Below are 23021 nucleotides of genomic sequence, written 5' to 3'. Positions count from 1 at the left end.
CAAAAAAAGACATTGATATAACAATGCCTTACAGTTCTTTAAATTCTACATCCATATGACTGCCGTCGATCATCGCGACCGCGTATGAGCGAGAAGAGCCGCCGCGCGGCAATGTCGTTGAGCCAGGATTTAAAAAATAGAAACCATCTTTTTCACTAAAATCAGGAATATGGGTATGGCCAGAAAACAACGCCTGACAGTCATGCTTCTTAAGATCCACTTCCATTAACTGCTGACGGCTGAAATAGCCATAATACTGACCATGGGTAATGAGAATCTTGAGATCTTCAATTTGAATCTTCGCATAGCGAGGCAGATCAATCCCCCAGTCATTATTCCCGGCAACGCAGATCATGCCATCTAACAACTGCCGGCGCCGCGCTTCGCTATCGCCGCAGTGAATAAAATAATCGGCATCAGGTTCTAAGATTTTAATTTCATCAAGAATATCATCAAAGCCATGATTATCTGATAATACTACTACTTTTTTCACGATTTGTTCACCTCATCCATTTGTTTATGAATTTCTTCCAAAGCCAAATTGTCTTCATACATTTTTTCTGCCAGTCTTGTTCCGACATAGCGATAAATATGGGCATCATAAGCGTGTTTGGTCACTTTAACCTTATCCTTAGGATAACGTAAGACAAAACCATATTTATAAGCGTTCTTAACTAGCCATTGACTTTCCTGCGTCTTGTCAAAATATTTGTAGTCCTCATTATTCACTGTAAATTTCACGCTTAAGCCAAGCTGAAATTCATCGTGTCCCCGCGCGCCTTCAGCAAGCTGTTTATAAGAGGTATAAGCCTGATAAACAACCAGGCACGAAGACTGTTTTTTGATGGCCGCATTTAATTTCAGCAGCGCATGATAAGCATCATAGCGCAAATACATCCCATATTTGAGACGGCTGACATCCTGCAATAAAACTAAACTTTCCGGTACGTAGGAGCCAATATATTTATTGCTGTTGAGATATAAATCTGTCCCCGCGGGACGAGTGATCAGTTCAACGTTTGTATCATTAGACTCCTGCATCAGCGTCTTTAAAGAATTTTTCTTATAATCCGCGCAGACAGCCGTAAAAAACGACAAAGCATCATCATCATAAACATTCCGCAGTGCTAAATCATCTAAATAAGTCGCGGTATCAGTGATGTACGAGATATCTTTCGCACTATATAAAGGCCGCATCAAGCCATAATAACTGATATTCTCGTCTTTAAAATCCTTACTATGGATTAGGCCATACTCGAGATCATTCTCGATAATGGTCTGCGCTAATTTATAAAAATTGGAATCATAACGAGAAGAAAGCGCATCGACAATGGCATTGCCAGTTTGAATGACGGTCTTTTTACTGCTATAGCGATCAGTATCCTGCAGTAAATTATAATACTGATAGTTTTTCAGCTTAAAATCCTTATATTTGATATATTTAATAAACTTCGCGATCGGAATCTGATTTTCAACCAGATAATCCTGTTCACTGCTCGTTAAATACTTTTCAATCAGCTGACGATTTTCATTATTGATGCCTTTGACCCGGTAAAAGCGATCATACTTGATATTAATGTAATAGAAGGATGCCGTAAATAATACGATCGCCAAGGCAAACAAATGCCACGTTTTTAATCTTTTCATGAATTCACATCCTTTCTATCCATTATAAAAGACCGCTTTCAAATTGCAAGATTAATCCTCACGATGGAGCACCTGATAAAGTTCCTGCGCCACTTTTTGCGGTAAAACTTCCGTTAACTCTTCGACGCTGGCCTCTTTCATCTTTTTGACACTCTTAAATTTATTCAGGAGTTTGCGCTTGCGCACTTCCCCAATCCCCTCGACTTCATCAAGAATCGATGCAAAGAGCGACTTAGAGCGCACCTGTCGGTGGAAGCTAATAGCATAGCGATGGACTTCATCCTGCATTCTTGTCAATAAGAAGAATAACTGACTTTTAGGGTCAATGGGTACTTCATTGCCCTCGCGGTCAATGAGCATCGCGGTAGAATGTTTATCATCCTTCGCTAAACCAGCTAAATGCACTGGTACATGTAAGCTGTCAATAATTTCCTTCGCCGCATTGATCTGTCCGATCCCCCCATCGACTATGATTAAGTCTGCCATTTCCCGCTGTTCCATCAAGTTACGATAGTAGCGGCGATAAATGACTTCTTTCATCGAGGCATAATCATCCGGTCCTTCCACCGTTTTGATTTTAAAGCGACGATAATCTTTTTTACTTGGGACACCGTCTCTAAAGACAACCATTCCGGCTACGGCATAAGCCCCTTGGATATTCGAGTTATCGTAAAGCTCAATCATATGCGGCGTCTCAATTTGTAAGAGTCGTCCTAACTCTTCAATTGCCCCGATCGTTTTGGCTTCGTTTTGCTGGCGAAGCAGGAATTTCTTTTCCAATGCTTCTTTCGCATTGCGATTGGCCATATCGACAAGATCCTTCTTATCACCGCGCTGGGGTTGGAGGATTTTCGTTTCTAAGATTTCCGAAATCAGGGAAATATCGAAATCCTGAGGCACCAATAACTCTTTGGGGACATTGTTCGTCTGATAGAAGGTCACTAAAAACTGTAACAGGTCTTCCTGCGCATCATCCGAGACAGGCACCAAATCATATTCATGAGAAAGCAAATGACCGCCACGCATAAAGAATAACTGCACAGATAAATAGCCTTTATCGACATAGTAGCCAAGAATATCACGGTCGCCATAATCATTAAAGTCAATATGCTGACGTTTTGTCACATATTCAACCGATTTAATGAGATCACGATATTCCATCGCTAATTCAAAATTAAGCTCTTCACTGGCCTTCTCCATCGCTTTTGTCAGTTCCTCAATTTTTTCTTTCGTATCACCCTTCATAAACTTAATGACCTGGTTACGTAAATCTTTCTCCGCCTCTTTAGTATCGTCATAAATACAAGGTCCTAAACACTGATGCAGAGAATAATAGAGACAAGGTTTATTGGGAATGACATTACATTTGCGTAAGGGAAATAATCGCTGTAAAAGCTTATATGTATTACGCGCCGCCGTCGCATCAGGGAATGGCCCAAAATAGCGGCTTTTTTTATTTTTGGCCGATCGAACGATCTTTAAACGTGGATGCTCTTCATTCGTTAATTCAATGTAAGGATAATACGTATTATCCATAAACATAATGTTATATTCTGGGGTATAATCTTTAATTAAGTTAATTTCTAAAAGCAATGCCTCTTTTTCAGAATCCGTGCGGATATAATCAAAGTCCCAGATATGATCAACCAGTTTCGTTGTTTTGTAATTGTGGACACCGGTAAAATAAGAAGACACACGGTTTTTCAGTTTTTTCGCCTTGCCGACATAAATCACCTTGCCATTTTTATTTTTCATCAAATAACAGCCTGGTGATAAAGGCAGTAAAGCTAACTTCTTTTTGATATATTCTAAATTCTGATTCATATTATTTGAAATATACCAGTGTCGCGCCTAAGCCGCCCTCATTGGGACCGCCATCGCGATAACTTTCCACAAAATCTTTATGATCCAGCATTTTTCGAATGCCTTTTCGCAGTGTCCCAGTGCCCATCCCATGAATAATACGAATCGATGGATAGCCTAACATTAAGGCATCATCTAAGAACTTATCCACGGTCTCCATCGCTTCCACATAACGCATGCCAATGACATTGACCTCATAGCTGCCCGTCTTCTTCGTGGCACTATAGGTGCGCGCTTTTTTCACTTTCACGTTGGTCTTACCATGTAAGAAAGTAATTTCTGTATCTTTTAATTTAATCGGCAGACCGCCAATTGAAACTGTCACTTCATGATTCTTGCCAATCGCGCTGATCTCCCCTTCTCGGTTCATCGCATCAATCCGGACATGATCGCCTAAAGCAAAAACATGCGTTTGCACTTTTTTCTTTTCTTTCTTCTTATATTTCAGATCATCCAAATCATGTTTCGCCGCAATCACTTCATGATCTTTGAGGGATCCTTTCGCCTTTAAGTCCGCCACGACTTCATCAACCATTGCTTTGGATTCTTCTAAAATACTATTCGCTTTTTCATGTGCTGCATTCAGTATCTGTTCTTTTTGTTTTTTCGCTCCCGCTAACTGACGGCTGTATTTCTCATGCAGCTTTTCATTATCCGCGAGCAGTGTATCGACTTTCTCCTGTTTTAAAGCGATCTCCTGTTCCTGTTTTTCCAGTTTTTCCATTAATTTTGCTTCTTGAGTCACGGATTCTTCTTTATAAGCGAGACCCGCTTTGACGATTTCATCTTTGAGGCCTAACGATTCTGCAATTTCAAAAGCATAAGACATCCCCACGCTATGGAGCGTTAAATGGTAAGTTGGCTGCATCGTTTCCATATCAAAGCCAACGGATGCTAAAGTGATATCATCACGAGCTTTGCCAAAGGTTTTTAATTCCCCATAATGGGTACTTAATAATAAGGTGGCACCACGATCTAATAAATAACTGATGATCGCTTTTGCTAAAGCTGCCCCTTCCTGCGGATCCGTTCCCGAACCAATTTCATCAATGAGAACTAATGAAGTATCATCAGCTTCCTGAGTAATCTGGATTAATCGTTTCATATGGGAAGAATAAGTCGATAGCGAGGCTTCGATCGACTGTTCATCACCGACATCCACAAAGATCCCGCGATAAAAAGGAATCTCGGCACTGACGGCCGGCACCGGCAAAGCACATTGTCCCATTAACGCTAATAAACCAGCTGTTTTTAAAGCGACTGTTTTCCCGCCGGTATTTGACCCCGTAATCATTAACGCCTGAGTATCTAAAATAATATCATTGGCAACCACTTTCTTTTGATCGATCAGCGGATGACGTGCCTGTTTTAAAGAGAGCTGCTGCGCACCCATCACCGGGATACAGCAGTCATATTCGACGCCGAAACGCGCTTTGGCGAAGATAAAATCAAGAGCTTCCATAAGTTCCTGATCAAACTTCAGATGATAGCGAACACGGGCAACCTGCTTCGTTAACTGATGAAGAATACGCTGCACTTCTTCATGCTCATCACTGACTAATGTATTATATTCATTGTTCATCGCGACAACGCTTTCCGGTTCAATAAAATATGTCTGACTGGTCGCACTAGTGGCATGGACAATCCCTTTGATATCATTTTTATGCCCGGCTTTGACTGGTAAAACCAAATGATCATTTTTCGAAGATAAGGTATCCATTGATAAGAGATCCTTATTGTCTTTTAAGTAGCCTTCCATCGTTTTACGAATACGATTTTGCATTGAGAGCATCGCTTTACGTAAACGATATAAAGCCGGTGAGGCATGATCACTGACGCGCATATCTGGTTCAATGCAGCGTTCAATTTCATTAGATAATTGATCATCGCCGACTAAACCTTCCACCTCATCACGAATGGCTGTAAGATCACCTTCATAAGAGGCAAAATAGTTATGTAACGATTTTACATTTTTGAGGACGCTATTAATGTTCCATAACTCTTCACATGTTAAGGTGCCATCCATATCCGCTTTCTTTAAGGATAAGGTGATATCATCCATCGGAGTTAATGGTAAACGGCCTAAGATACGATGCATATCCATCGCACAAGAGACTTTTTTGAGGGCTTCATTCGCCTCCTCGCTATCTTCAGTAACATCTAAAGCCTGAATATGCATTTTTGCGAGGCTGGTAATCGCGCGATCCGCAATCATTTGGCGAATCACCGGAAATTCTAAGGTTTCATAATTATTTTTCATACTATTCACTCACTTTTATTTTCGATAAAATTGTACTTCTCTTTAAAATATCAATCGATGACTTATTCAATAAGTCTACCACCATGTCTTTCTGTTTAGCATTTAAGGTGACACCATATTTTATAATATCCTCACCAAATTGATTATTCATAAGCTCTAACATCTGACTTTCACTGATAATATGCCAGCTATAGCCGGTTAAGCTAACGCGCATCAACGCCCCTAACATCTGCGTATCACTTACTTTGACATGCCCATCTAAAGCCTGGGCATCTGTCAGCAAGGATAGATCGCCAGAGTAAGACGGCAAAAGATCAACGATCATATGTGCATAGCTGGTTTGAGCAACCTTTTCCTGACCATTGGTATACAAGGTGGGAAGCACCATGGCGAGGGCCACATAACAGATCAGCAGGCTTTTCACAAGTGAAAAAGCCATGCCTAAAAGACCGCCGGCAAAAGAAGTGAAATGACTCGACTCTTTGAGATGTTTAAAAAACGGTTTGAGAATATGTCCTAAAAGCAATTTAAGGATATAAAGGACAATAATGGAGGACACTAAGGCCATCAGATAATTCACTGTTGGTTCTACTAAGCCGGCAATCAAATCACTGCCGCTCGAATAAAAATGAATATTATGAGCAAGCGGCGTAGCGATATTGACGGCAATGACAAAAACGAGGATTGTCGACAAAAGATCATATAATCTTGCAAACAAGCCTCGCTGATAACCGATCACTAAATTGATAAGAAGATAAACGCCAACGACGAGATCAATCGTCTGCGCAGAGACATTTAATTGCATGTTCATCACCCAAAATAGTATAGCAAAATCAATTTATACTGTCAAAATTGTAAGCCTTATGATAAAATAGAAGATGAGGTGAAGATACGTGGAACCAATTAAAGTCGAGATTAGCAAAAATACGTTGAATAAAATGAGAAAATTTTATGATAGTCAAATGGTTCCATTTGAAGATGATACAATTCTTCTCAAAGCCCATGCGATAGGCTGTGATGTTGTCGTCGATACATCTTTAGTCGCCACATTCACAGGTCAGAATGCGATCCACGAAGCGAAGCACTGGAGCAGAAAACTTGCCACCAGAATCAAGAAAGCCAAAGAATCCAATGAATTCTGTAAAGTGCACCATATCGGTGCCGCGGAAACCGGCTCAAATGATTACCTTGGTCCGCTATGCGTCGTTGCCTGCTATGTACCACAGGAAAACATCAGTTTCATCAAAGATTTGCAGATTGATGATGTTGATGCGTTAACCCCGCAGGAAATTGTCGAATATGCCAAGGAGATCAAATCCAAAGTGATCTTCTCACTGCTCGTTTTGGATAATTCACATTACAACAAGATGATCGATTCCGGAATTAATCAGGCGAATATTCGTGCCCGTCTCTTCAATCAGGCCATAGTCAATGTCTTACAAAAGGCTAAGACAACCGTAGAATTCAAAGTCATCGATCAGTTTGTCTCACCAAAAACTTACTTCAATTATCTTAAGAGTGAGGTCATCGTCGTAAAAGATCTGATGTTTGAAGAACATGCCGATGAACAGTACATGGCGGTCCTCGCTGCCGAAATCATTTCTAAATATGCTTATCTTCAGTATTTTGCATCAATGTCGAAGAGCCTGAAGATGAAATTAATCCGTGGTAATAGCGCTGCTGTTGATCAGGTCGCTGCTGATATCTGCGCTAAATATGGAGAAAAAATTCTGAGAAAAGTCGCTAAGCTCAATTTTACAAATACAAAACGTGTCAATGCTATGATGAAAGGAAAGTAGATCCCGCGCGGGGATCTTTTTTCTTACCCTTCTTTCACTTCAATATCGATGCCTTTAATCTGACGATAACGGACCTTTGCGACATCTAACATCCGCTTAGAGGCACGATTGCTTGGCGTGCCATCATATTTGTCATCTTCGTAAACAATTTCTTTAATGCCAGACTGAATAATTGCTTTGGCGCATTCATGACAAGGAAATAAAGAAACATAAATCCGGCAGTCATTGAGTTTCTGCGTGGAATTAAGAATCGCGTTTAACTCCGCATGAACGACATAGGGATATTTGGTGTCATAAAGATTCCCTTCACGAACACTCCAAGGAAATTCTGTATCCTCGCAGCCCCAAGGCAAGCCATTATAGCCAACGCCGACAATTTTATTTTCCGGATTGACAATACAGGCGCCAACCTGGGTATTAGGATCTTTCGAGCGGAAGCTTGAAAGCTTGGCAACGCCCATAAAGTATTCATCCCAGGTAATAATTTTATGACTCATCAGCCTCACCTCTTAATTCATCAATCTTTTCTTGAAAATAATCCGGCAGATCACTTTCAAAATACAATTCTTCCTGCGTGCGCGGATGCACAAAACCTAAAACTTTTGCATGTAAGTACTGCCCATGACTTTGATCATCGCTCTTATAGCCATATTTTGGATCCCCATAAACTGGATGCCCAATATATTGCATATGGACACGAATCTGATGTGTACGTCCAGTCTCCAGGCGGCATTCCACTAAAGTCATATCATTGTAACGCTCTAACACTTTAAAATTTGTGATAGCGGATTTGGAATTATGGGCTGAAACGGCCATCTTCTGACGATCTTTCGGATCGCGGCCAATCGGCGCTTCAATGCGGCCTAAATTATGATTGATCACGCCATGTACTAAGGCGATATAACGTCTCGTCACACTGTGCGCTTCTAACTGCTTAGCGAGTGACTGATGGGCAAAATCATTTTTAGCAACCATTAATAAACCCGAGGTTTCCTTATCGATGCGGTGCACGATGCCCGGACGCGTGACGCCATTAATGCCAGATAAATCGTCACAGTGGTAAAGCAGTGCATTCACTAAAGTCCCGCTATACACCCCCGCACTAGGATGGACGATCATCCCCGAGGGCTTATTGACGACAATCACATCATGATCTTCATAAACAATATCTAAAGGGATATCTTCTGGTAAGATATCGGTATTTTCAGGTTCTGGAATCGTCACTTCAATTTCATCGCCAGCCGCGCATTTCATGCTCGCTTTAGCTTTTTTGCCATTGACGGTGACATACCCCTCTTTGATGTAATTTTGCACATTGGTGCGTGATACATCCGTTAAATATTTCATTAAAGTTTTATCTAAACGCACATTAGCGTCTGTTACTTCGGCATTGATTTTTTTAATGTCCATACCTTATACTCCTCGATCACAAATTGTAAGATAATCAGAGCCATTCCGATCGTCACGCCCATATCTGCAACATTGAAAACTGGAAAATCATATCCAAAGATATAGAAATTCAGGAAATCACGGACATAGCCTAAGATTAAACGATCATATAAATTGCCTAACATCCCGCCAAAAGCCAACGCTAAACCTAAACGCAAAAGGACTTGCTCTTTCTGGCTCTTAAAAAAGTAATAAACCATCGCGATGCCGGCGGCGATCCCGATCAGACTAAAGAGCCCTAACCGGCCTTGCATAATCCCCCAGGCGGCGCCGCGATTCTGGATATAGGTTAACAAGAAGAAATGAGGAATCAGCGTGATACTCTGATATAAATGCATATGAGACACAATCATCGCTTTACTAAGCAGATCGAAGACGACCACCAGCGCAGCGATCACCCCATAGCCGATGACTGTTTTTTTCGTTATTGTCTGCATCTTTACCTTCCCCTTTCTTTGATCATAGCTCTGCTTGCCCCCTATTATACATAAAACAAGCAAAAAGACAATTCCCAACGAAACAATTTTTTCAGTGATAAATCGTTTTTTTCAATCCTTTTGGATTCATTATATAAAGATGCTCTTCTGTTTAAAAAAATATTTATTTTTCACCACAAAATAGAATTGTCAAAACATATTCGTTATAATAATTAAGAGGTGATACCCCATGGAACTCTTTAAACATCATTCCCGCAAAGAAATTGTCAACACCTTCTTATACGGCGGGTTAGATAACAAAACCTATCGCAAAATCAAAGGCCGACTTTATCAGCGTAATATTAAGAACTTACGTGATATTGCTTTCTTTCTAATGATTTATGATATTTTGTATTTATTGTGTGTGTTAAGCGGACTCTTTTCTAAACATTTTATCGTCCCTTATAGCTATCTTGCCGTTATTTCTATCGCTTATTTCCTGCTTTCGGAAACCTCTGTCTTTCGTCATGAGAAAATCGGCCGCATTATTTATAACTGCTTTATCTGCCTGTTTTTTTTATTTTCCACGCTGATGGGCACCAAATATTCTTACAGCGGCCTAGCAGTGACTTTTAATGTCATTCTTGTTTTACTGCCCTTTTTATTCATCGATCCGCCCCGTTACAATATACCGCTAGTCATTTCCAATGTCGTCATCTTTATCATCTTTACTTCTCTTTACAAAAGCGGAAAGATCTTATTTGATGATATCTTCGATGCGACGATCTTCGGCTTACTGGCGATCTATTGTAACTTTGTCCTGACATCGAAGCTGATTCGGCAGTTCGCCTATGAAATGACCATTGAAAATGAAAAGAACTTTGATGGCCTGACCAAAGTCTATACCAAAGAGCTGAGTGAACATTTGATTGCCGAAGCCTTAAAGAAAGGCTACTGCGGCGTTTTACTCATTATTGACATCGATCATTTTAAAACCTTCAATGATTCTTTCGGACATATCTATGGTGATGAAGTTTTACGTGAAGTCGCTGCTTCATTACGGAAAAACTTTCGTCAGGAAGATATCATCGGCCGTTTTGGCGGCGACGAGTTTATTGTCTTTATGAAAGATGCCACGCTCGAGAACGCCAAAAAGAAAACAGATGATTTTATGAACACGTTAATGGACACCTTTAAAGAGAAAAGTCCGGTCACCTGCTCGATTGGCATGGCGGAAGTCAAAAACGTTACCACTTATAAAAGTCTTCTTAAAAAAGCCGATACCGCTCTCTATTATTCTAAAAAGCACGGTCGCAATCAATACCATGTATTTAAAAACGATGCCTAAGCATCGTTTTTTTTTAGATCAGATGATAATGCTGGAACGCTTTTTGGAAGCCATCATGATCGATATCATCCGTGACATATTCACAGGCTTCTTTGACTGCTTTGGGCGCATTACCCATGGCGATCGCATGCGCTGCGTGGTCAAGCATCTGTAAATCATTAAAGCCATCCCCAATAGCATACACATCATCAGCCTCAATATGATAATGTTTGATGATCAGATCCATTCCTTTCGCTTTGGTAATCGCTTTTTCATTAATTTCACCGCCACCATTGCCAGGCATAAAAGATAATGGATTAACATTGAAGCGATCACCAAATTTTGCATTGATGTCTTCAAAACTTAATGGTGTCTTACCAGAATCATACATGGCATCATTTTCAAACCAGTGAATTTTATTGACATGCAAAGAGAGCGGATCATCCGTTTCTTTGAGCTGCACCAAAAAGTTATGAAGACGTTTTGCGCATTTGGCTTTCTCTTCAGTACTGGCATTGTCGTCAACCGCAAAGCGCCTTTTATGATGATCCAAAGTTCCTTTTCTGATATAGAGATAATCATTGCATTCTAACGTATAATAAAGGCCATAGCTATCAAGATAATCGATTAACTCTTTTAAATGATCATATGTGAGATAATCATGTGAAACCACCTTATGATCGATGATCACGCAGCCGCCAGCGGCGCTGATCACATTGCTTAAATCAATATCATTGAGGGCACTCGCATGAATCGATGGCAGTGAACGACCAGTTGATAAAACCGTTAAGATCCCTTTCTCCTGTAATTTTGTTAAAGAAGCGATGACGCTTGGACGAATGACATTTCTTTTGAGTATGGTCCCATCCGCGTCAAAGAAAACAGCTTTCTTCCCCATTATTCCACCTTCCTTCCTTTCTATTATATACGTCGTGAAGACACTTGCTCATAAAATTTCCCAAAAAGAAAAAAAGGCTTGCGCCTTTTTACAAAACATAAAGATAAATACATAAGAAATGGAGAAGCGTTCCCACTAAGATCCATAAATGCCAGATACTATGCATATATTTTGTCGTTTTCTGCTTACCATAGAAAAGCGTCCCAATAGTATAAGCAACACCGCCTAATACTAATAAAATAATGCCTTTCAGATCCATTGTCTGCATCACTAAGTTAAACTTAAAGATAATACACCAGCCCATCACTAAGTAACAAGCCATTGAGAACTTTTCAAAAGCTTTAATATCAATGGCATTAAGGGTAATACCTAATGCAGTGACACTCCAGATGATGCCAAATAAGACCCAAGCCCACACGACAGATGCTTTCATAATACTGCATAAAAGAATCGGTGTATAGGTGCCGGCAATAAGCACGAAAATCGTGCAGTGATCCATGATCTGAAAAACTTTTTTCGCAATATCATGCTTTGGTGATAAGCCATGATAAATCGAACTCATGGTATATAATAAAATCATTGAGATCCCATAAACAATGCTTGAAGCGATCCCAAAGCCGCTATGATGCAAAGCGGAACGGACAATGCAGAGCACTAATGCGGCCACGCCGATCGCACCGCCAACAATATGGGTCACCATATTAAAGATTTCTTCTCCTCTTGTGTAAGTTGGTAATACACGATCCGCTAATTTTGTTCGTGACATAACCATCACCTCCGCGTATACTGTACCACTGCTTTTACAGAAAGTCAACATATCTAGTATATAATACTAGATGATATCATTTTATTCAAAAGTTGATTTCACATATAACATTGTTGGATCCTGCTCGTTTTCGACAATTGCTAACCACTTTGTCTTTAAAATCTTATTAATAACGTCTAAAGCTTCTTTTCGCTGCGTGTCCTCTTGGAAAACCAGGTGTAAACCGCATGCGGCGCAGCCGCTATAGGCATGGACTTCATAAGGTAAAGAAGCCTCTTTCAAAGCATGATTGATGCGATCAATAAGTAAAAAATCGACTTGGCTCGTATACATAACACCACCTCCATCCCTATTGTATCGTAAAAAGCGAAATGCCTAAAGCACTTCGCTATATCCTTATTTCGTTTTGAGAGTCACGCTTGTGGTAAAGCCATAATGTTTCTTGCCTTTCACCGTTTTATAAGCCTGCACTGTAATTTTATATGACTTTTTAGATTTCAGTCCGGTGATGCGGGCTGATGTTTTTTTCGTTGTCACTTTCGTCTTGCCATTCACTTTGATACGATAACCCGTCGCTGCGACTGCTTTACGGTAAGAAATTGTCATCGCGGTTTTCGTCTTTTTCGATGCCTTGACATTGTAGATCATGCCTGGATCATTCTTTTTTAATGAACTTTTTAAGGCATTACGGAAACTAAAGGACCATTTATACCCACTAAAAACGGACATCGGTGTCTGGTAGGACTTGATCTTACCATTAGCAACGCTGTAATACGTCTTTCCGTTTTTATAGAAGCTGAGGTATTTCAGATATTTATTGGCAGTTGTTCGCATGTTATACGTATCAATATTTTTATAAACCGTATAAGCCGGTTTCTTCTTTCCAGCCGTCGTTAATAAGCCAATCGATAAGTGATGCTTGCTTTCTGCTTCATGATCCTGCAGACGATAATAGTTGAAGCTCTTAATACAGCTTAAATTAGCAATCTTCAGATACACGTAAGCTAAAGAGGCAGCCTGTTCGTTTTTCGCTTTGGTGCTGTTACTTGAAGAAGAAACACCGCTTTCCGTTAAATAGACAAAGCGTATTTTCCCATTATATTTTAAAGCAGATGTCGATAAATATTTTTGCAGGATTTCCACATTCGTAAAAGTCAGCTGCTTACTTGTTTTATAGTTGCCATTGACCCAGCCACGTTTAGAATCGTCTTTCAAGAAATTACTTTTCGTATTTAAAGAACTATAAATATGTGGCGCAATCGCCCAGTCATACGCTCCTTGCGCATTGGTTGTTTTCGCTAACCAGTTGAGCATCTGATAAGGTTTAAGCGAATAACCGCTGTTTTCTTTTCCTAATTTGTTTTCATCACCATTCCAGTAATGAGTAAATGGCACCGCCACGTTCGCATCACCAGCATACTTCTTTACCGCTAAGTTGGCTAAACGCAGAGAGCGTTCATATTCGGCCATAAAAGTATTCAGCGACTTACAGTTATAGAAATAGGGCGTGAAATCAATTTCATTAGAGATCACATAAGTGTTAATCAGCCCTTTTGACTTGCTTTTCGAATAACGGTTAGCGAGGAACTCCATCATCGCGATATATTCATCACGGCCGATATCATTAGAAGTATTGGTCCCTAATAACGGTGACCCTACTGAAGATTTGTAACGCAATGAAGAAGAAAAGCGATTGGTATCACTGGTTTTCCAGGCCGCAATAATCGCAATGACATTCATACTTTTCTTGCTGGCAGTGCTGATCATCGCATCATAATTAGCGACCATGGACGCATCAAAATAATAAGTCTTCCCCTGTGATTTGAAAGCAATTGATCCTTCCGGATGCGAATTAACATACATTAATGAAGCTAAATCTAAATTCACTGTAATGGATGATACGCCTAAATCCTTGGCATATGACATATTCGTACTATTTTCATTATAGAGTCCCTTTTTGGTATTTTGCGTAAAGCCAATCTTCTTTTTAACTGAGGTGATTTTAGTAGCATAGACCGGTCCCTTAATAATCTTGCCACTGCTTGAAAGCAGATAATACTTACTATAGAGAAGATCCTTCCCTTCTTTGGTATAGCGATCAAAACTATATGTCTGACTTTTCCCTTTGGTATAACTACCGACTTTAAAAGAGCCCGTATTGGTCAGATCCTTGCTGATGCCTTTAAGGCTATCCTTTTTTGCATAGCTATTGGCATCATAGCCATAGATTGTCCCCGATGTTTTATATCCCTTCACATTTATTGTCACTTTTGATGACGTAACAGAAACCTGAAATGATGTGGCTGCGGCCTGAACACTTTGCACCTTTCCACTCATAATCCCAAACATCATGGTCAGCGTCATCACGCTGATCAATACTCGTTTCATAAAACGCACTCCTTTCGCCTTTTCACCATAAGGGAGAAAAGAAAATTTATCAAGGGTGCTTAAAGTATACTTAAGGAACTTCTTTTTATTTTTATAGTTGAGTTATATTTTAGTCATATTGTGGGTAATTATGGGTTCTTTGCGCTTTTTATGTGATGAGAAAAGGCATAATTAAAAGGACTAGTCACCTACCTGACTAGTCCGGCAGAAACTCAGCCCACCAAACCCGATTCTGCTTATATATTGTATCTCCCATAACGGTGCTCCTCAAAGACACGACGCCTTTCTTGAACACATGTCTACGATATGCGATATCTTTATTTTTGTAAATACATCTGTCGTATAATGCAATTATATGACGTACAATGCACTAAATATGGTATTTTTTCCAAGCTGATTTAAAATCCGCATAGTACTTTCGTGAGATCGTAAATGATTTTTCATCAATCATTAAAATGTGACCTTTTACCGATGTAACATAATCAAGATTCACCACCGTGCCGCGACGAATCTGCACTAAATACGGATAGTGAAAAAGATTTAAGGCCTTTTTCACAGTGGAACGTAAAACGGTAGGCTGATTATTAGAAACAACAATTAATTCGTGGTTAATAACCACGAAATATTCAATACGTGGCGGTATAATCGTTAACGTACGTCCGGATGTTTCGATCGTGATCGAATAAATACGTTTTTCTAATTCCGCTTTCAGCTGCGGAAAAACAGCTTCGAGATCTTCCTGATAGTGCTCTTTTCGAATAAACTGAAACATCCCGATCACTAACGCTTTGAAGACAAGCTCCGCATTATTTGACACAAAGATCACCAGTGGAGCTTTATATTTTTCCTGCAGCGCTTGCGCTAATTCGAAGCCGCGAAGATCATCTGATTGAATCGCGATAAAAAAAGCATCAATATCATCATCGCTTGATAACCGATATTGCGTTTCTATGATGACAGTGACATCATGACCAAAATAAGCGAGCGCATCTTCTCTCAGCTGGCATGCAAAAGTGAGATCATCATCAATTAAAAGGATCTTCATATCTTCACCCCATATCCCATACTTTATTTTAATATGATCCATATAATCACAAACAAGTTTCCCGGCTTGTTTATAATTATATGTTAACATAAAAACAAGCATTATTGTAAATATAATAAGTAAAAGAATGAAAAAAGTGCGTCTTGCAAAGAAGCGCACTTATATAAACAGAATCACTTTACATTATTGATGGATTATTAAGCTTTTGCAGCATGATCATCATGAATGGTGATCAAGGCACAAATAAACGCAACCACTGATAAAGCTACTAATAAAAGATAACCATGCGCTGTCCCAATCGCTGTGTTGGAAGCAGTGATCCCGCCTTTTTGACTCGTTGCCACGACGCTGGAGACAATAGATGTGCCAATTGCCCCAAAAAGCTGTAAAAGCGTATTAAAGATCGCATTGCCATCAGCACTTTCTTTTTCTGGAATTTGCGCTAATGCATGGGTCATGTAAGTGCCCATCGAAAAGCCTTGCCCTAAGGCATAAATCATATAAATGATCAGACAGGAAATAAGCGTGGCATGGCTGACATTGAAGAAAAAGAGAAGCTGAGCTAACATCATAAAAATAACGGCCGCTAATGCGTTTCCTTTAACACCGCGCTGATCGTAGATTTTACCTGATAAAGGTATAAAAAGCAACGCGACGACAGCGCCAGGCATCATGATAACACCAGCGGTTAAGGCACTTTTATGCAGAGTTAACTGCAGAAAGTTAGGAATGAGAAAACCGAGACCTAAAGTCATGAAATTTGTGGAGACATAAGTGATTAGACTGGCAGTAAAAGGTCTGACTGCAAAAATCTGAGGATGAATAATCGGATTGTCATGATGTAAACTATGCATGACAAACAGCATTAGAAATACGATGAAGCCAAGCATTAACAGCAGGACGCGAGGTGATGTCCAGCCCTGTGAACTTAATGATGCCCCGACAATCAGGCAAATAAAAGATAAGGCGAGAAAAAAATAACCTAAAAGATCAAATGAAGGTTTGCTTAGTGGCAATGACTGCCGGATCGCATAACTGCCCGCACACAAAGAAAAGATGAGAAATGGCATTAAAAACCAAAAGATGGCACGCCAGTCGACATGCATGATCATAGTACCGCCAAGCGTTGGGCCAATGGCTGGAGCTACCCCGGTAATCATCAAGGCAATACCCATAAGCAGACCCATTTTTTCCTGTGGCGCCTGGGATAAAGAAAAAGCTATTCGCCAAATAATGACGTAATAGCTTCTAATGATTTTCCCTTCGCCAACAAATCAATAAGTAAATCTAATTGTCTGATTTGTTTCATCAAGGGTTCCTCGATTGTTTCAACGCGAACATTGCAGACGCGTCCTTTAAGCGCATCGGCATGTTCATGATAGTGCGGCGCATTGGCAAAGAAGGTTGAATAATCCACATTCGCTTCACAGGCTGCATGAATCTCCTCACTGCTATACCCCGTCAACAAGCTGATCACGGCATCGGCTTCTTCGGGTAAACGACCTTTGCGAACGACTTTTTGGACAAGCAAAGGATAGATTTTCGCAAATGACATCGAATAAATCTTAGAAGGCATGCGCTTTCTCCTCCTGTTTTGATACTTTTTCTAATGATAATTGCTTAAGCACATTATCATAAACATCTTCCACTTTGTGTAAGGATAATTCTTTTTCAAAAGCCTGCTGAATCTCATCTAATGAATCTTCCAAAGCCTGGTGAATATTGCGTCCAACTGGGCACTCAATATTCGGGTGCTCATGATATTTAAAAAGCTCATCTGTACTTTTTGTCTCGACCGCTTTATAAACATCTAAATACGTAATTTCATTAAGTGGTTTTAATAATGAAATACCCCCTGGACCACGTTTAATTTCAATTAAATGTTCTTCTTTGAGATTGAGCATCAGATTACGAATGATAACAGGATTAGAACCAATTGACATAGATAAGAAGTCACTGGTGACTTTCATCTTTTGATTATTGAAATATTCCGTTGCGACAAGGATATGAATCGCAATAGTAAATTTGGTAGAAACTTGCATATACACTCTCCCTTTTCACATACAATTCTATTTTACATATTTCTCCTACGCTGACAAGGATTAATAAATAGATTAGGGAAAACTTTTGATCATACAGATTTCTTCATTTGATAAAGAAATCATACAATACTGATATAAAAAGTATAGAAAATGCTTTATTGTTTTTCATGAAACGTGTTAAAATAAGCATGAGAGGTGATTTTATGGAATTACGTGTTTTACAATATTTCTTAGCTGTCTGTCAGGAAGAAAGTATATCTAAAGCGGCTCAAACGCTTTATCTTTCTCAGCCGACCCTTTCTCGTCAGTTAAAAGATCTCGAGAAGGAACTCGGCAAACAGCTTTTTATACGAGGGAATCGTAAAATCGCATTAACAGAAGAAGGGATGCTTTTAAGAACGCGAGCGGAAGAAATATTAACTTTAGTGGGAAAAACTAAAAATGATATTATTTCATCCGATGAACATTTAACGGGGGAAGTGGTCATTGGCTCAGCCGAGACGCGCGGCGTTAAAGAACTCGTGACCGTTATGAAATCTCTCCAAAGTCATTATCCCGCTTTACGTTTTTCAATTATTAGCGGTGATGAAACCCAGGTTTTGGAGCAGCTCGAAAATGGTCTGATTGATACGGGCATTATCAGCGGGACGGTCAATAACCATAAGTATCAGGTCTTACCTTTACATTATACTGATCATTTAGGACTGTTGATGCGTAAAGACGATCCTTTATCGCAAACTGATGCCATTCACATATCGGATTTAAAGAATTTACCGCTGATTATCTCTAGACAAATGGCTAATGAACGACTCTTAGAGCAGTATCTGCACTTATCCAAAAGCGACTGTCGCGTCGTTGCGAAGACAAACCTCCTTTTTAATGCCTCATTAATGGTTGAAGAAGGCCTTGGTTACTGTCTCTGTTACGAAGGGATCATCCATACCGATGACGCTTCTGCTTTAACTTTCAAAAGCATCGAGCCAGCGATCACGTTTCCTCTAAAGATGGTCTGGAAAAGTGCTATTCAGATGTCAAAACCTACCCAAAAATTCATTGATGCGCTGACAAACTATGAAAAAAGGTTACAATAAAACCCGCATTTTTGCGGGTTTTATTCATGTTTCGAAAATGCGCTCTTCCACTTATAAACGTTGAGAAAAGCCATTGCGGCGATCAGTAAAATCAGTAATAACATCGCACAGAGGGAACCTTCGATTCCAAATAGCGGATCATAGAAGGCACTTTTCATTGGATGCATTAATGAAAAGATGGAATATGTGGCAGGAATTCCGCTATTAGGTAAGCCAAAGATGATCGCTTGGGTATAATTCCAAGCCGCATGAATACCGATCACCATCCATAAGCTCTGATAAAAAGTAGTGACTAAAGCCATAAAAAAACCAAAGAGAAAAAGATTGATCACCGCGATCATCGTGACATGCGGATTAAACAGATGCAAAGCCGCAAAAAGCATGGACGAGACAATCATCGCTAAAAGCGGACTGTAACGACGCTCTAACCGCTGCATCATAAATCCTCGTACTAAAAGTTCTTCTGCCCCTGACTGAATAAGGACGGCAAACAGTAAAGCAAGCAGCTGCAATGGCGCAAAGCTATTGAACAGTAAAGTAAAATCATTGTGTAAATAAGCTAAGATAACGCAAAAGGCATTGAGGACAATCCCTGATAATAAGCCAAAAAAGAGACTTAATGTCGTATTTCCACGCCCTTCCTTTACGATATCAAGAAGTGGTCTTTCCCGCTTAAAAAGCAGACAAAATCCTCCTATCACAACCCAGACACCCAGGTTGCTATCATAAAACAAAAAGGTTTTAAGAAACGGATTATTCGTTTGAATAAGTGAAAAAACAAGGCCGCAAAGCTGACCTAGAAATAGTAAAACAATAGTCAGGATCAAAGTGATGATCAAATGGTCCTTCCAGGATGTGTGTTGATGCATAATAACACCCCTTTCCCGCCTATTATATATGAGCCTTTAGAAAGTGGAAAGAGCATAGCGCAAAGTTTAAGAAAGGTTTAAGAATTATATCAAAAAAACATCCAATCAAGGATGCTTTAAAATATATTTTCATGCTTTCTTGGCAAGAAATGATAAATTGTTAAGTAAATAGCTAAAAAGCCAACTAAAATCAGCGGTAATCGTGGCGTAATCGCTATTCCCTTTTGTAAGGACACTCCTAAGTAAGATGTCTGTAAATGAATGTGTGTACTGTAAAGTACATCACCAAGCACTGCCATCCCAAAAAGCAAGATGGCATAAATACTATGTTTGATGTATTGCATCATCTTTTCCCCCTTTACTTGAAAGGGAGTGTATCAGTTTTTCATCGATCTGACAAGTGAAACGATCAATGTAAACGGTTAATGATCCGCTTTTTCATCAAGAATAAATTCCATCGTTGTTTCCTTGATTTTTAAGCCATTTTTTTCGTAGAAACGTATCGCCGCATCATTACCGGCCCAGACATTAAGAGTTACCTCATAACAGCCTAAGCGTTTCGCTTCTGCTTTCACAAAATCCAATAAGGCCTTGCCAACGCCAAGGCCGCGGGTTTTATTATCCACACATAGATCATCGATAAATAATGATGTGAAAGGCACCATATTAGTAGAAAACGGCTGTTTGACAATTTGTGTAAAAACATACCCTAAGACATCGTCATGATCATCAACCGCCACGAAGATCGGCTTTTGATCATCCTGAATCATCTTTTCTAATTCTTCATGGGTATATTTGGTTGTCCCAGAAATAAAAATATCTGATCTGATCCGGGCGTGGATTTCTAATACTTCATTTAATAATGTGATCAGTGACGGAATATCCTTAACCTCTGCTCTTCGGATTTGCATAAAGATCCTCCTTTTCATATTCTACATATAATAAAGATTATATAAAAGATTTCTTATAATGACAAGAGTCTATCTCTTGCGATTATACAGAGTCTATCTCTTGCGATTATACAATATCTTAACATAATATTTACATTTCCTGCATGCGTTCACATAAAAAATCGTTTACACTTATGATGAGAGAGGTGAGAAAATGTTGGCTTTTGAATTTTTATATGGTGCCCTGCCTTTTATTGTGCTTGGTTTATGTTTTATTATTCCCGTCGAGCAAAGCAAAAGAGACTGCCTCTGTATTATGGGCGGTGCCTTCCTTGGTTTTGTAATTGCTCTCACCTTAAGTTTAAATGCAATTATTGAGCATGCTTATTTTGCGGCGGCCGGAGCGCTGACCGGTGAACTGATCGCTTATTTATTTCGTCGGCGCGATCGACGTCCCTCAACTCTCAATCATAACCATTAGCCTGCCCAAAGCAGGCTTTTCTATTACATAATCTTTACATGCGAAGCATTTCTTTACATTCTTTTACATAGGATTGATAGAGCATCAATATAAAAATGCCTATACTATTAGTCAAGGAAGTGATAAATATGAATGAAATGATGAATGTTTTTCCCATTGTCCTCTTAAGTGTCTGCCTGGTGCCTTTCAAGCAAGGTAAAGCATTTCTGGCGGTCATAGCTTTTCTGAGTATTCTTTACTTTGTTATCGCCAACGCTTTACCGGTCTTTGTGGCTTTGATCTTATTGATTCTTATCAGTATGATAACCGTTGTTAAAGTTGGCGAAACGGTTGATGCTTATTTCGACAATTAAAAAAGGATACGTTTGTATCCCAAGCATGCCGGCCATCAACCGGATTTTTTTATTTTTCAAAGAAAACATAGCCAGAACGCACTGGATGATCAATCACATCAACTCGTGCTGCCGAGCTTTTAAAGCGCATCACTTTGAAAAAGACAAGCAGATCACTCAAACAAGCAATGAGCATGAAAATCCCATAAGCCAAAAAGAGATGATTTTTATAAAAGACGCCTAAAAGAATCGGTACGAGGCCTAGTAAAAGCCAAGGGCATAAATTTCCCCAGGCGTAGCCTTTCTGCGAAATTGGCATTACCAGATCACACTTAAAAAGCAGACGGCGCCAGGTCATATGAAAACATAAATCACTAAAGCCATGACGACTCGCCATCGCATAGGCCAAGCCACGTAATAATTCCCGCAGAATAACCCCTAAAATAAGTGTCGGGCCAAGAAGAAGCCAATAAGGAAAATCAACATGTAAGTATTGCATAACCCCATAGGTGATCCCCCATAAAAGCAAGGCGATCAGAGGCATAATAATCGTATCTTTAAGCCGAACGATGATGACTTTCGCAAGGAAACCTTTTTCCCGACGGTCCGCAAAAATATCTTCAAAATTTTGTAATCGCTGTGCCTGCCTCGGCGAGAGTTGCTGCTGTGCCATAAATCTCTACTTCACTTTCTTAATTGCTTTCATTCTTAAACGGACGTAATCCGCATACCAGGTGCCATGATGATACATATCTTTTCGTAAGCTTTCCACGCATTCTTCAATCATTTGGTTCTTTTCCTGCTGATCGATTCCGATAAATGGTTTCGTCACAAACATCCTGATCCAGTCACTTAAACCATCTTCTCCGCTTAATGGAGTGGGTCTTTTAAATAATTTCGCATATTGGACAATCATCCCCGCCTTTTCAATCATCGGTGCATAATCACCAATTGTTGGAAAATAAAAAGGCATAGAATAAGTATAGCCATGTTTTTTAAAAACTTGTTCTAAAGCATGGTGGATCATCACATTATTACCATAGCCGCCACACTCAAAAACAAGCTGACCACCGCTTTTTAATGCCTCCCCGATGCATTTCATCATCTTTTCCTGCGCGCTCTCCGGAATCCAATGAAAAAGGGCATTTGAGAAAATCAGATCAACGGGATGATTGACGCGAAAAGAAGAGGCATCCTTTTGAATAAACATCAGTTTTGGATAGCTCTCACGCGCTTTCGCAATCTGACTTGATGAGGCATCTAAGCCCACGACATTAATATGCTGGGAAGCCAAAGCATTGGTTAGTATGCCCGTGCCGCAGCCAAGATCAATAGCTGTTTCCACTTGTTTAAAATCAATCAGATCAAACAAGGCTTTGCCATAATCAGATACATAATGAAATTTTTGATTGTAGGTTTCACTATCCCACGTATTCATTTGATTCGCCTCACTTAACA

General features: G+C 39.7%; 26 protein-coding genes. 5 read left to right on the top strand and 21 right to left on the bottom strand.

Going from position 1 to position 23021, the window contains the following annotated elements; translation table 11 throughout:
- Positions 1 to 28: 28 nt before the first annotated feature.
- From SG0102_RS07595 to SG0102_RS07575, 5 genes are read right to left on the bottom strand one after another with little or no spacing between them, the layout of a single operon-like run.
- On the bottom strand, positions 29 to 493 hold the full coding sequence (locus SG0102_RS07595) for a metallophosphoesterase family protein (RefSeq protein WP_125119384.1): 465 nt from the start codon (positions 491 to 493) through the stop codon (positions 29 to 31).
- Positions 490 to 1647: a M15 family metallopeptidase gene (locus SG0102_RS07590; protein ID WP_125119383.1), complete on the bottom strand. Its 1158-nt coding sequence runs from the start codon at positions 1645 to 1647 to the stop codon at positions 490 to 492. Before SG0102_RS07590 ends, SG0102_RS07595 begins: the two co-directional genes overlap by 4 nt.
- Positions 1648 to 1698: 51 nt before the next feature.
- On the bottom strand, positions 1699 to 3471 hold the full coding sequence (gene uvrC / locus SG0102_RS07585) for an excinuclease ABC subunit UvrC (protein ID WP_125119382.1): 1773 nt from the start codon (positions 3469 to 3471) through the stop codon (positions 1699 to 1701).
- A gap of 1 nt (position 3472) precedes the next feature.
- The gene (locus SG0102_RS07580) at positions 3473 to 5770 is read right to left on the bottom strand and encodes an endonuclease MutS2 (RefSeq protein WP_125119381.1); all 2298 of its coding nucleotides are present in this window, start codon (positions 5768 to 5770) and stop codon (positions 3473 to 3475) included.
- Position 5771: 1 nt separating this feature from the next.
- The gene (locus SG0102_RS07575) at positions 5772 to 6581 is read right to left on the bottom strand and encodes a CvpA family protein (protein WP_125119380.1); all 810 of its coding nucleotides are present in this window, start codon (positions 6579 to 6581) and stop codon (positions 5772 to 5774) included.
- 82 nt (positions 6582 to 6663) lie between these two features.
- Here SG0102_RS07575 and rnhC point away from each other — a divergent pair, with 82 nt between their 5' ends.
- The gene (gene rnhC, locus SG0102_RS07570; protein WP_125119379.1) at positions 6664 to 7569 is read left to right on the top strand and encodes a ribonuclease HIII; all 906 of its coding nucleotides are present in this window, start codon (positions 6664 to 6666) and stop codon (positions 7567 to 7569) included.
- 23 nt (positions 7570 to 7592) lie between these two features.
- On the opposite strand, the gene SG0102_RS07565 is transcribed toward rnhC, so the two are convergent.
- Genes SG0102_RS07565 through lspA form a run of 3 tightly spaced genes read right to left on the bottom strand, consistent with a single transcriptional unit; the run spans position 7593 to position 9455 of the window.
- The gene (locus tag SG0102_RS07565; protein ID WP_125119378.1) at positions 7593 to 8066 is read right to left on the bottom strand and encodes a deoxycytidylate deaminase; all 474 of its coding nucleotides are present in this window, start codon (positions 8064 to 8066) and stop codon (positions 7593 to 7595) included.
- Positions 8056 to 8979, bottom strand: a complete 924-nt coding sequence (locus tag SG0102_RS07560) for an RluA family pseudouridine synthase (protein WP_125119377.1) — start codon at positions 8977 to 8979, stop codon at positions 8056 to 8058. The genes SG0102_RS07565 and SG0102_RS07560 overlap by 11 nt, the downstream gene beginning before the upstream one ends.
- A complete protein-coding gene (gene lspA / locus SG0102_RS07555) occupies positions 8949 to 9455 on the bottom strand; it encodes a signal peptidase II (RefSeq protein ID WP_125119376.1) in 507 nt (168 codons plus the stop codon). The genes SG0102_RS07560 and lspA overlap by 31 nt, the downstream gene beginning before the upstream one ends.
- A gap of 229 nt (positions 9456 to 9684) precedes the next feature.
- Here lspA and SG0102_RS07550 point away from each other — a divergent pair, with 229 nt between their 5' ends.
- Complete coding sequence (locus SG0102_RS07550) at positions 9685 to 10782, top strand: GGDEF domain-containing protein (protein ID WP_125119375.1); 1098 nt, start codon at positions 9685 to 9687, stop codon at positions 10780 to 10782.
- Between the two features lie 13 nt (positions 10783 to 10795).
- On the opposite strand, the gene SG0102_RS07545 is transcribed toward SG0102_RS07550, so the two are convergent.
- From SG0102_RS07545 to SG0102_RS07510, 8 genes are all read right to left on the bottom strand, one after another.
- On the bottom strand, positions 10796 to 11659 hold the full coding sequence (locus SG0102_RS07545; RefSeq protein WP_125119374.1) for a Cof-type HAD-IIB family hydrolase: 864 nt from the start codon (positions 11657 to 11659) through the stop codon (positions 10796 to 10798).
- An 88-nt stretch (positions 11660 to 11747) separates the two neighbouring features.
- Positions 11748 to 12425, bottom strand: a complete 678-nt coding sequence (gene trhA / locus SG0102_RS07540) for a PAQR family membrane homeostasis protein TrhA (protein WP_125119373.1) — start codon at positions 12423 to 12425, stop codon at positions 11748 to 11750.
- A gap of 81 nt (positions 12426 to 12506) precedes the next feature.
- Entirely contained in the window at positions 12507 to 12758 is a 252-nt protein-coding gene (locus tag SG0102_RS07535; RefSeq protein WP_125119372.1) for an RDAC family protein, read from the bottom strand.
- A gap of 63 nt (positions 12759 to 12821) precedes the next feature.
- Positions 12822 to 14813: a DUF5722 domain-containing protein gene (locus SG0102_RS07530; RefSeq protein ID WP_125119371.1), complete on the bottom strand. Its 1992-nt coding sequence runs from the start codon at positions 14811 to 14813 to the stop codon at positions 12822 to 12824.
- 370 nt (positions 14814 to 15183) lie between these two features.
- Positions 15184 to 15948, bottom strand: coding sequence for a LytR/AlgR family response regulator transcription factor (locus SG0102_RS07525; RefSeq protein ID WP_157982997.1), 765 nt, complete (start codon positions 15946 to 15948; stop codon positions 15184 to 15186).
- 107 nt (positions 15949 to 16055) lie between these two features.
- Entirely contained in the window at positions 16056 to 17081 is a 1026-nt protein-coding gene (locus SG0102_RS07520; protein ID WP_269461215.1) for an MFS transporter, read from the bottom strand.
- Positions 17078 to 17434 (bottom strand): DUF2200 domain-containing protein, encoded by a 357-nt coding sequence (locus SG0102_RS07515; protein ID WP_125119368.1) that lies wholly within the window; start codon positions 17432 to 17434, stop codon positions 17078 to 17080. Before SG0102_RS07515 ends, SG0102_RS07520 begins: the two co-directional genes overlap by 4 nt.
- Complete coding sequence (locus SG0102_RS07510) at positions 17424 to 17900, bottom strand: Rrf2 family transcriptional regulator (protein WP_125119367.1); 477 nt, start codon at positions 17898 to 17900, stop codon at positions 17424 to 17426. Before SG0102_RS07510 ends, SG0102_RS07515 begins: the two co-directional genes overlap by 11 nt.
- Positions 17901 to 18103: 203 nt before the next feature.
- Here SG0102_RS07510 and SG0102_RS07505 point away from each other — a divergent pair, with 203 nt between their 5' ends.
- Positions 18104 to 18991, top strand: a complete 888-nt coding sequence (locus SG0102_RS07505) for a LysR family transcriptional regulator (RefSeq protein WP_125119366.1) — start codon at positions 18104 to 18106, stop codon at positions 18989 to 18991.
- Positions 18992 to 19011: 20 nt separating this feature from the next.
- Here SG0102_RS07505 and SG0102_RS07500 read toward each other — a convergent pair whose 3' ends face one another.
- The 3 genes from SG0102_RS07500 to SG0102_RS07490 all read right to left on the bottom strand — a co-directional run bounded on the left by SG0102_RS07500 (position 19012) and on the right by SG0102_RS07490 (position 20771).
- Positions 19012 to 19692 (bottom strand): CPBP family intramembrane glutamic endopeptidase, encoded by a 681-nt coding sequence (locus SG0102_RS07500; protein WP_157982996.1) that lies wholly within the window; start codon positions 19690 to 19692, stop codon positions 19012 to 19014.
- Between the two features lie 284 nt (positions 19693 to 19976).
- Positions 19977 to 20204, bottom strand: a complete 228-nt coding sequence (locus SG0102_RS07495; protein ID WP_125119364.1) for a hypothetical protein — start codon at positions 20202 to 20204, stop codon at positions 19977 to 19979.
- A gap of 78 nt (positions 20205 to 20282) precedes the next feature.
- Positions 20283 to 20771, bottom strand: a complete 489-nt coding sequence (locus SG0102_RS07490) for a GNAT family N-acetyltransferase (protein ID WP_125119363.1) — start codon at positions 20769 to 20771, stop codon at positions 20283 to 20285.
- 193 nt (positions 20772 to 20964) lie between these two features.
- Here SG0102_RS07490 and SG0102_RS07485 point away from each other — a divergent pair, with 193 nt between their 5' ends.
- Both SG0102_RS07485 and SG0102_RS07480 read left to right on the top strand, forming a co-directional pair.
- Positions 20965 to 21231 (top strand): hypothetical protein, encoded by a 267-nt coding sequence (locus SG0102_RS07485; RefSeq protein ID WP_125119362.1) that lies wholly within the window; start codon positions 20965 to 20967, stop codon positions 21229 to 21231.
- Positions 21232 to 21359: 128 nt separating this feature from the next.
- Positions 21360 to 21584 (top strand): hypothetical protein, encoded by a 225-nt coding sequence (locus SG0102_RS07480; protein WP_125119361.1) that lies wholly within the window; start codon positions 21360 to 21362, stop codon positions 21582 to 21584.
- 49 nt (positions 21585 to 21633) lie between these two features.
- Here SG0102_RS07480 and SG0102_RS07475 read toward each other — a convergent pair whose 3' ends face one another.
- Positions 21634 to 22236 (bottom strand): metalloprotease family protein, encoded by a 603-nt coding sequence (locus tag SG0102_RS07475; RefSeq protein ID WP_125119360.1) that lies wholly within the window; start codon positions 22234 to 22236, stop codon positions 21634 to 21636.
- 6 nt (positions 22237 to 22242) lie between these two features.
- Positions 22243 to 23001: a class I SAM-dependent methyltransferase gene (locus SG0102_RS07470; protein WP_125119359.1), complete on the bottom strand. Its 759-nt coding sequence runs from the start codon at positions 22999 to 23001 to the stop codon at positions 22243 to 22245.
- Positions 23002 to 23021 lie beyond the last annotated feature (20 nt).

Origin of the sequence: Intestinibaculum porci (assembly GCF_003925875.1) — a bacterium.
GTDB classification, from domain to species: Bacteria; Bacillota_I; Bacilli_A; order Erysipelotrichales; family Coprobacillaceae; genus Intestinibaculum; species Intestinibaculum porci.
The sequence above is the reverse complement of the archived record's forward strand: the minus strand, read 5'-3'. Positions and strand labels throughout refer to the sequence as shown.

Coding starts and splice junctions, on each gene's coding strand:
- SG0102_RS07515 (WP_125119368.1), bottom strand. CDS start 17,434: ATGCCTTCTAAGATTTATTCGATGTCATTTGCGAAAATCTATCCTTTG.
- SG0102_RS07470 (WP_125119359.1), bottom strand. CDS start 23,001: ATGAATACGTGGGATAGTGAAACCTACAATCAAAAATTTCATTATGTA.
- SG0102_RS07575 (WP_125119380.1), bottom strand. CDS start 6,581: ATGAACATGCAATTAAATGTCTCTGCGCAGACGATTGATCTCGTCGTT.
- lspA (WP_125119376.1), bottom strand. CDS start 9,455: ATGCAGACAATAACGAAAAAAACAGTCATCGGCTATGGGGTGATCGCT.
- SG0102_RS07565 (WP_125119378.1), bottom strand. CDS start 8,066: ATGAGTCATAAAATTATTACCTGGGATGAATACTTTATGGGCGTTGCC.
- SG0102_RS07560 (WP_125119377.1), bottom strand. CDS start 8,979: ATGGACATTAAAAAAATCAATGCCGAAGTAACAGACGCTAATGTGCGT.
- SG0102_RS07485 (WP_125119362.1), top strand. CDS start 20,965: ATGTTGGCTTTTGAATTTTTATATGGTGCCCTGCCTTTTATTGTGCTT.
- SG0102_RS07490 (WP_125119363.1), bottom strand. CDS start 20,771: ATGCAAATCCGAAGAGCAGAGGTTAAGGATATTCCGTCACTGATCACA.
- SG0102_RS07545 (WP_125119374.1), bottom strand. CDS start 11,659: ATGGGGAAGAAAGCTGTTTTCTTTGACGCGGATGGGACCATACTCAAA.
- SG0102_RS07475 (WP_125119360.1), bottom strand. CDS start 22,236: ATGGCACAGCAGCAACTCTCGCCGAGGCAGGCACAGCGATTACAAAAT.
- SG0102_RS07505 (WP_125119366.1), top strand. CDS start 18,104: ATGGAATTACGTGTTTTACAATATTTCTTAGCTGTCTGTCAGGAAGAA.
- SG0102_RS07525 (WP_157982997.1), bottom strand. CDS start 15,948: ATGTTAACATATAATTATAAACAAGCCGGGAAACTTGTTTGTGATTAT.
- trhA (WP_125119373.1), bottom strand. CDS start 12,425: ATGTCACGAACAAAATTAGCGGATCGTGTATTACCAACTTACACAAGA.
- SG0102_RS07510 (WP_125119367.1), bottom strand. CDS start 17,900: ATGCAAGTTTCTACCAAATTTACTATTGCGATTCATATCCTTGTCGCA.
- uvrC (WP_125119382.1), bottom strand. CDS start 3,471: ATGAATCAGAATTTAGAATATATCAAAAAGAAGTTAGCTTTACTGCCT.
- SG0102_RS07535 (WP_125119372.1), bottom strand. CDS start 12,758: ATGTATACGAGCCAAGTCGATTTTTTACTTATTGATCGCATCAATCAT.
- SG0102_RS07480 (WP_125119361.1), top strand. CDS start 21,360: ATGAATGAAATGATGAATGTTTTTCCCATTGTCCTCTTAAGTGTCTGC.
- SG0102_RS07530 (WP_125119371.1), bottom strand. CDS start 14,813: ATGAAACGAGTATTGATCAGCGTGATGACGCTGACCATGATGTTTGGG.
- SG0102_RS07580 (WP_125119381.1), bottom strand. CDS start 5,770: ATGAAAAATAATTATGAAACCTTAGAATTTCCGGTGATTCGCCAAATG.
- SG0102_RS07550 (WP_125119375.1), top strand. CDS start 9,685: ATGGAACTCTTTAAACATCATTCCCGCAAAGAAATTGTCAACACCTTC.
- SG0102_RS07590 (WP_125119383.1), bottom strand. CDS start 1,647: ATGAAAAGATTAAAAACGTGGCATTTGTTTGCCTTGGCGATCGTATTA.
- SG0102_RS07495 (WP_125119364.1), bottom strand. CDS start 20,204: ATGCAATACATCAAACATAGTATTTATGCCATCTTGCTTTTTGGGATG.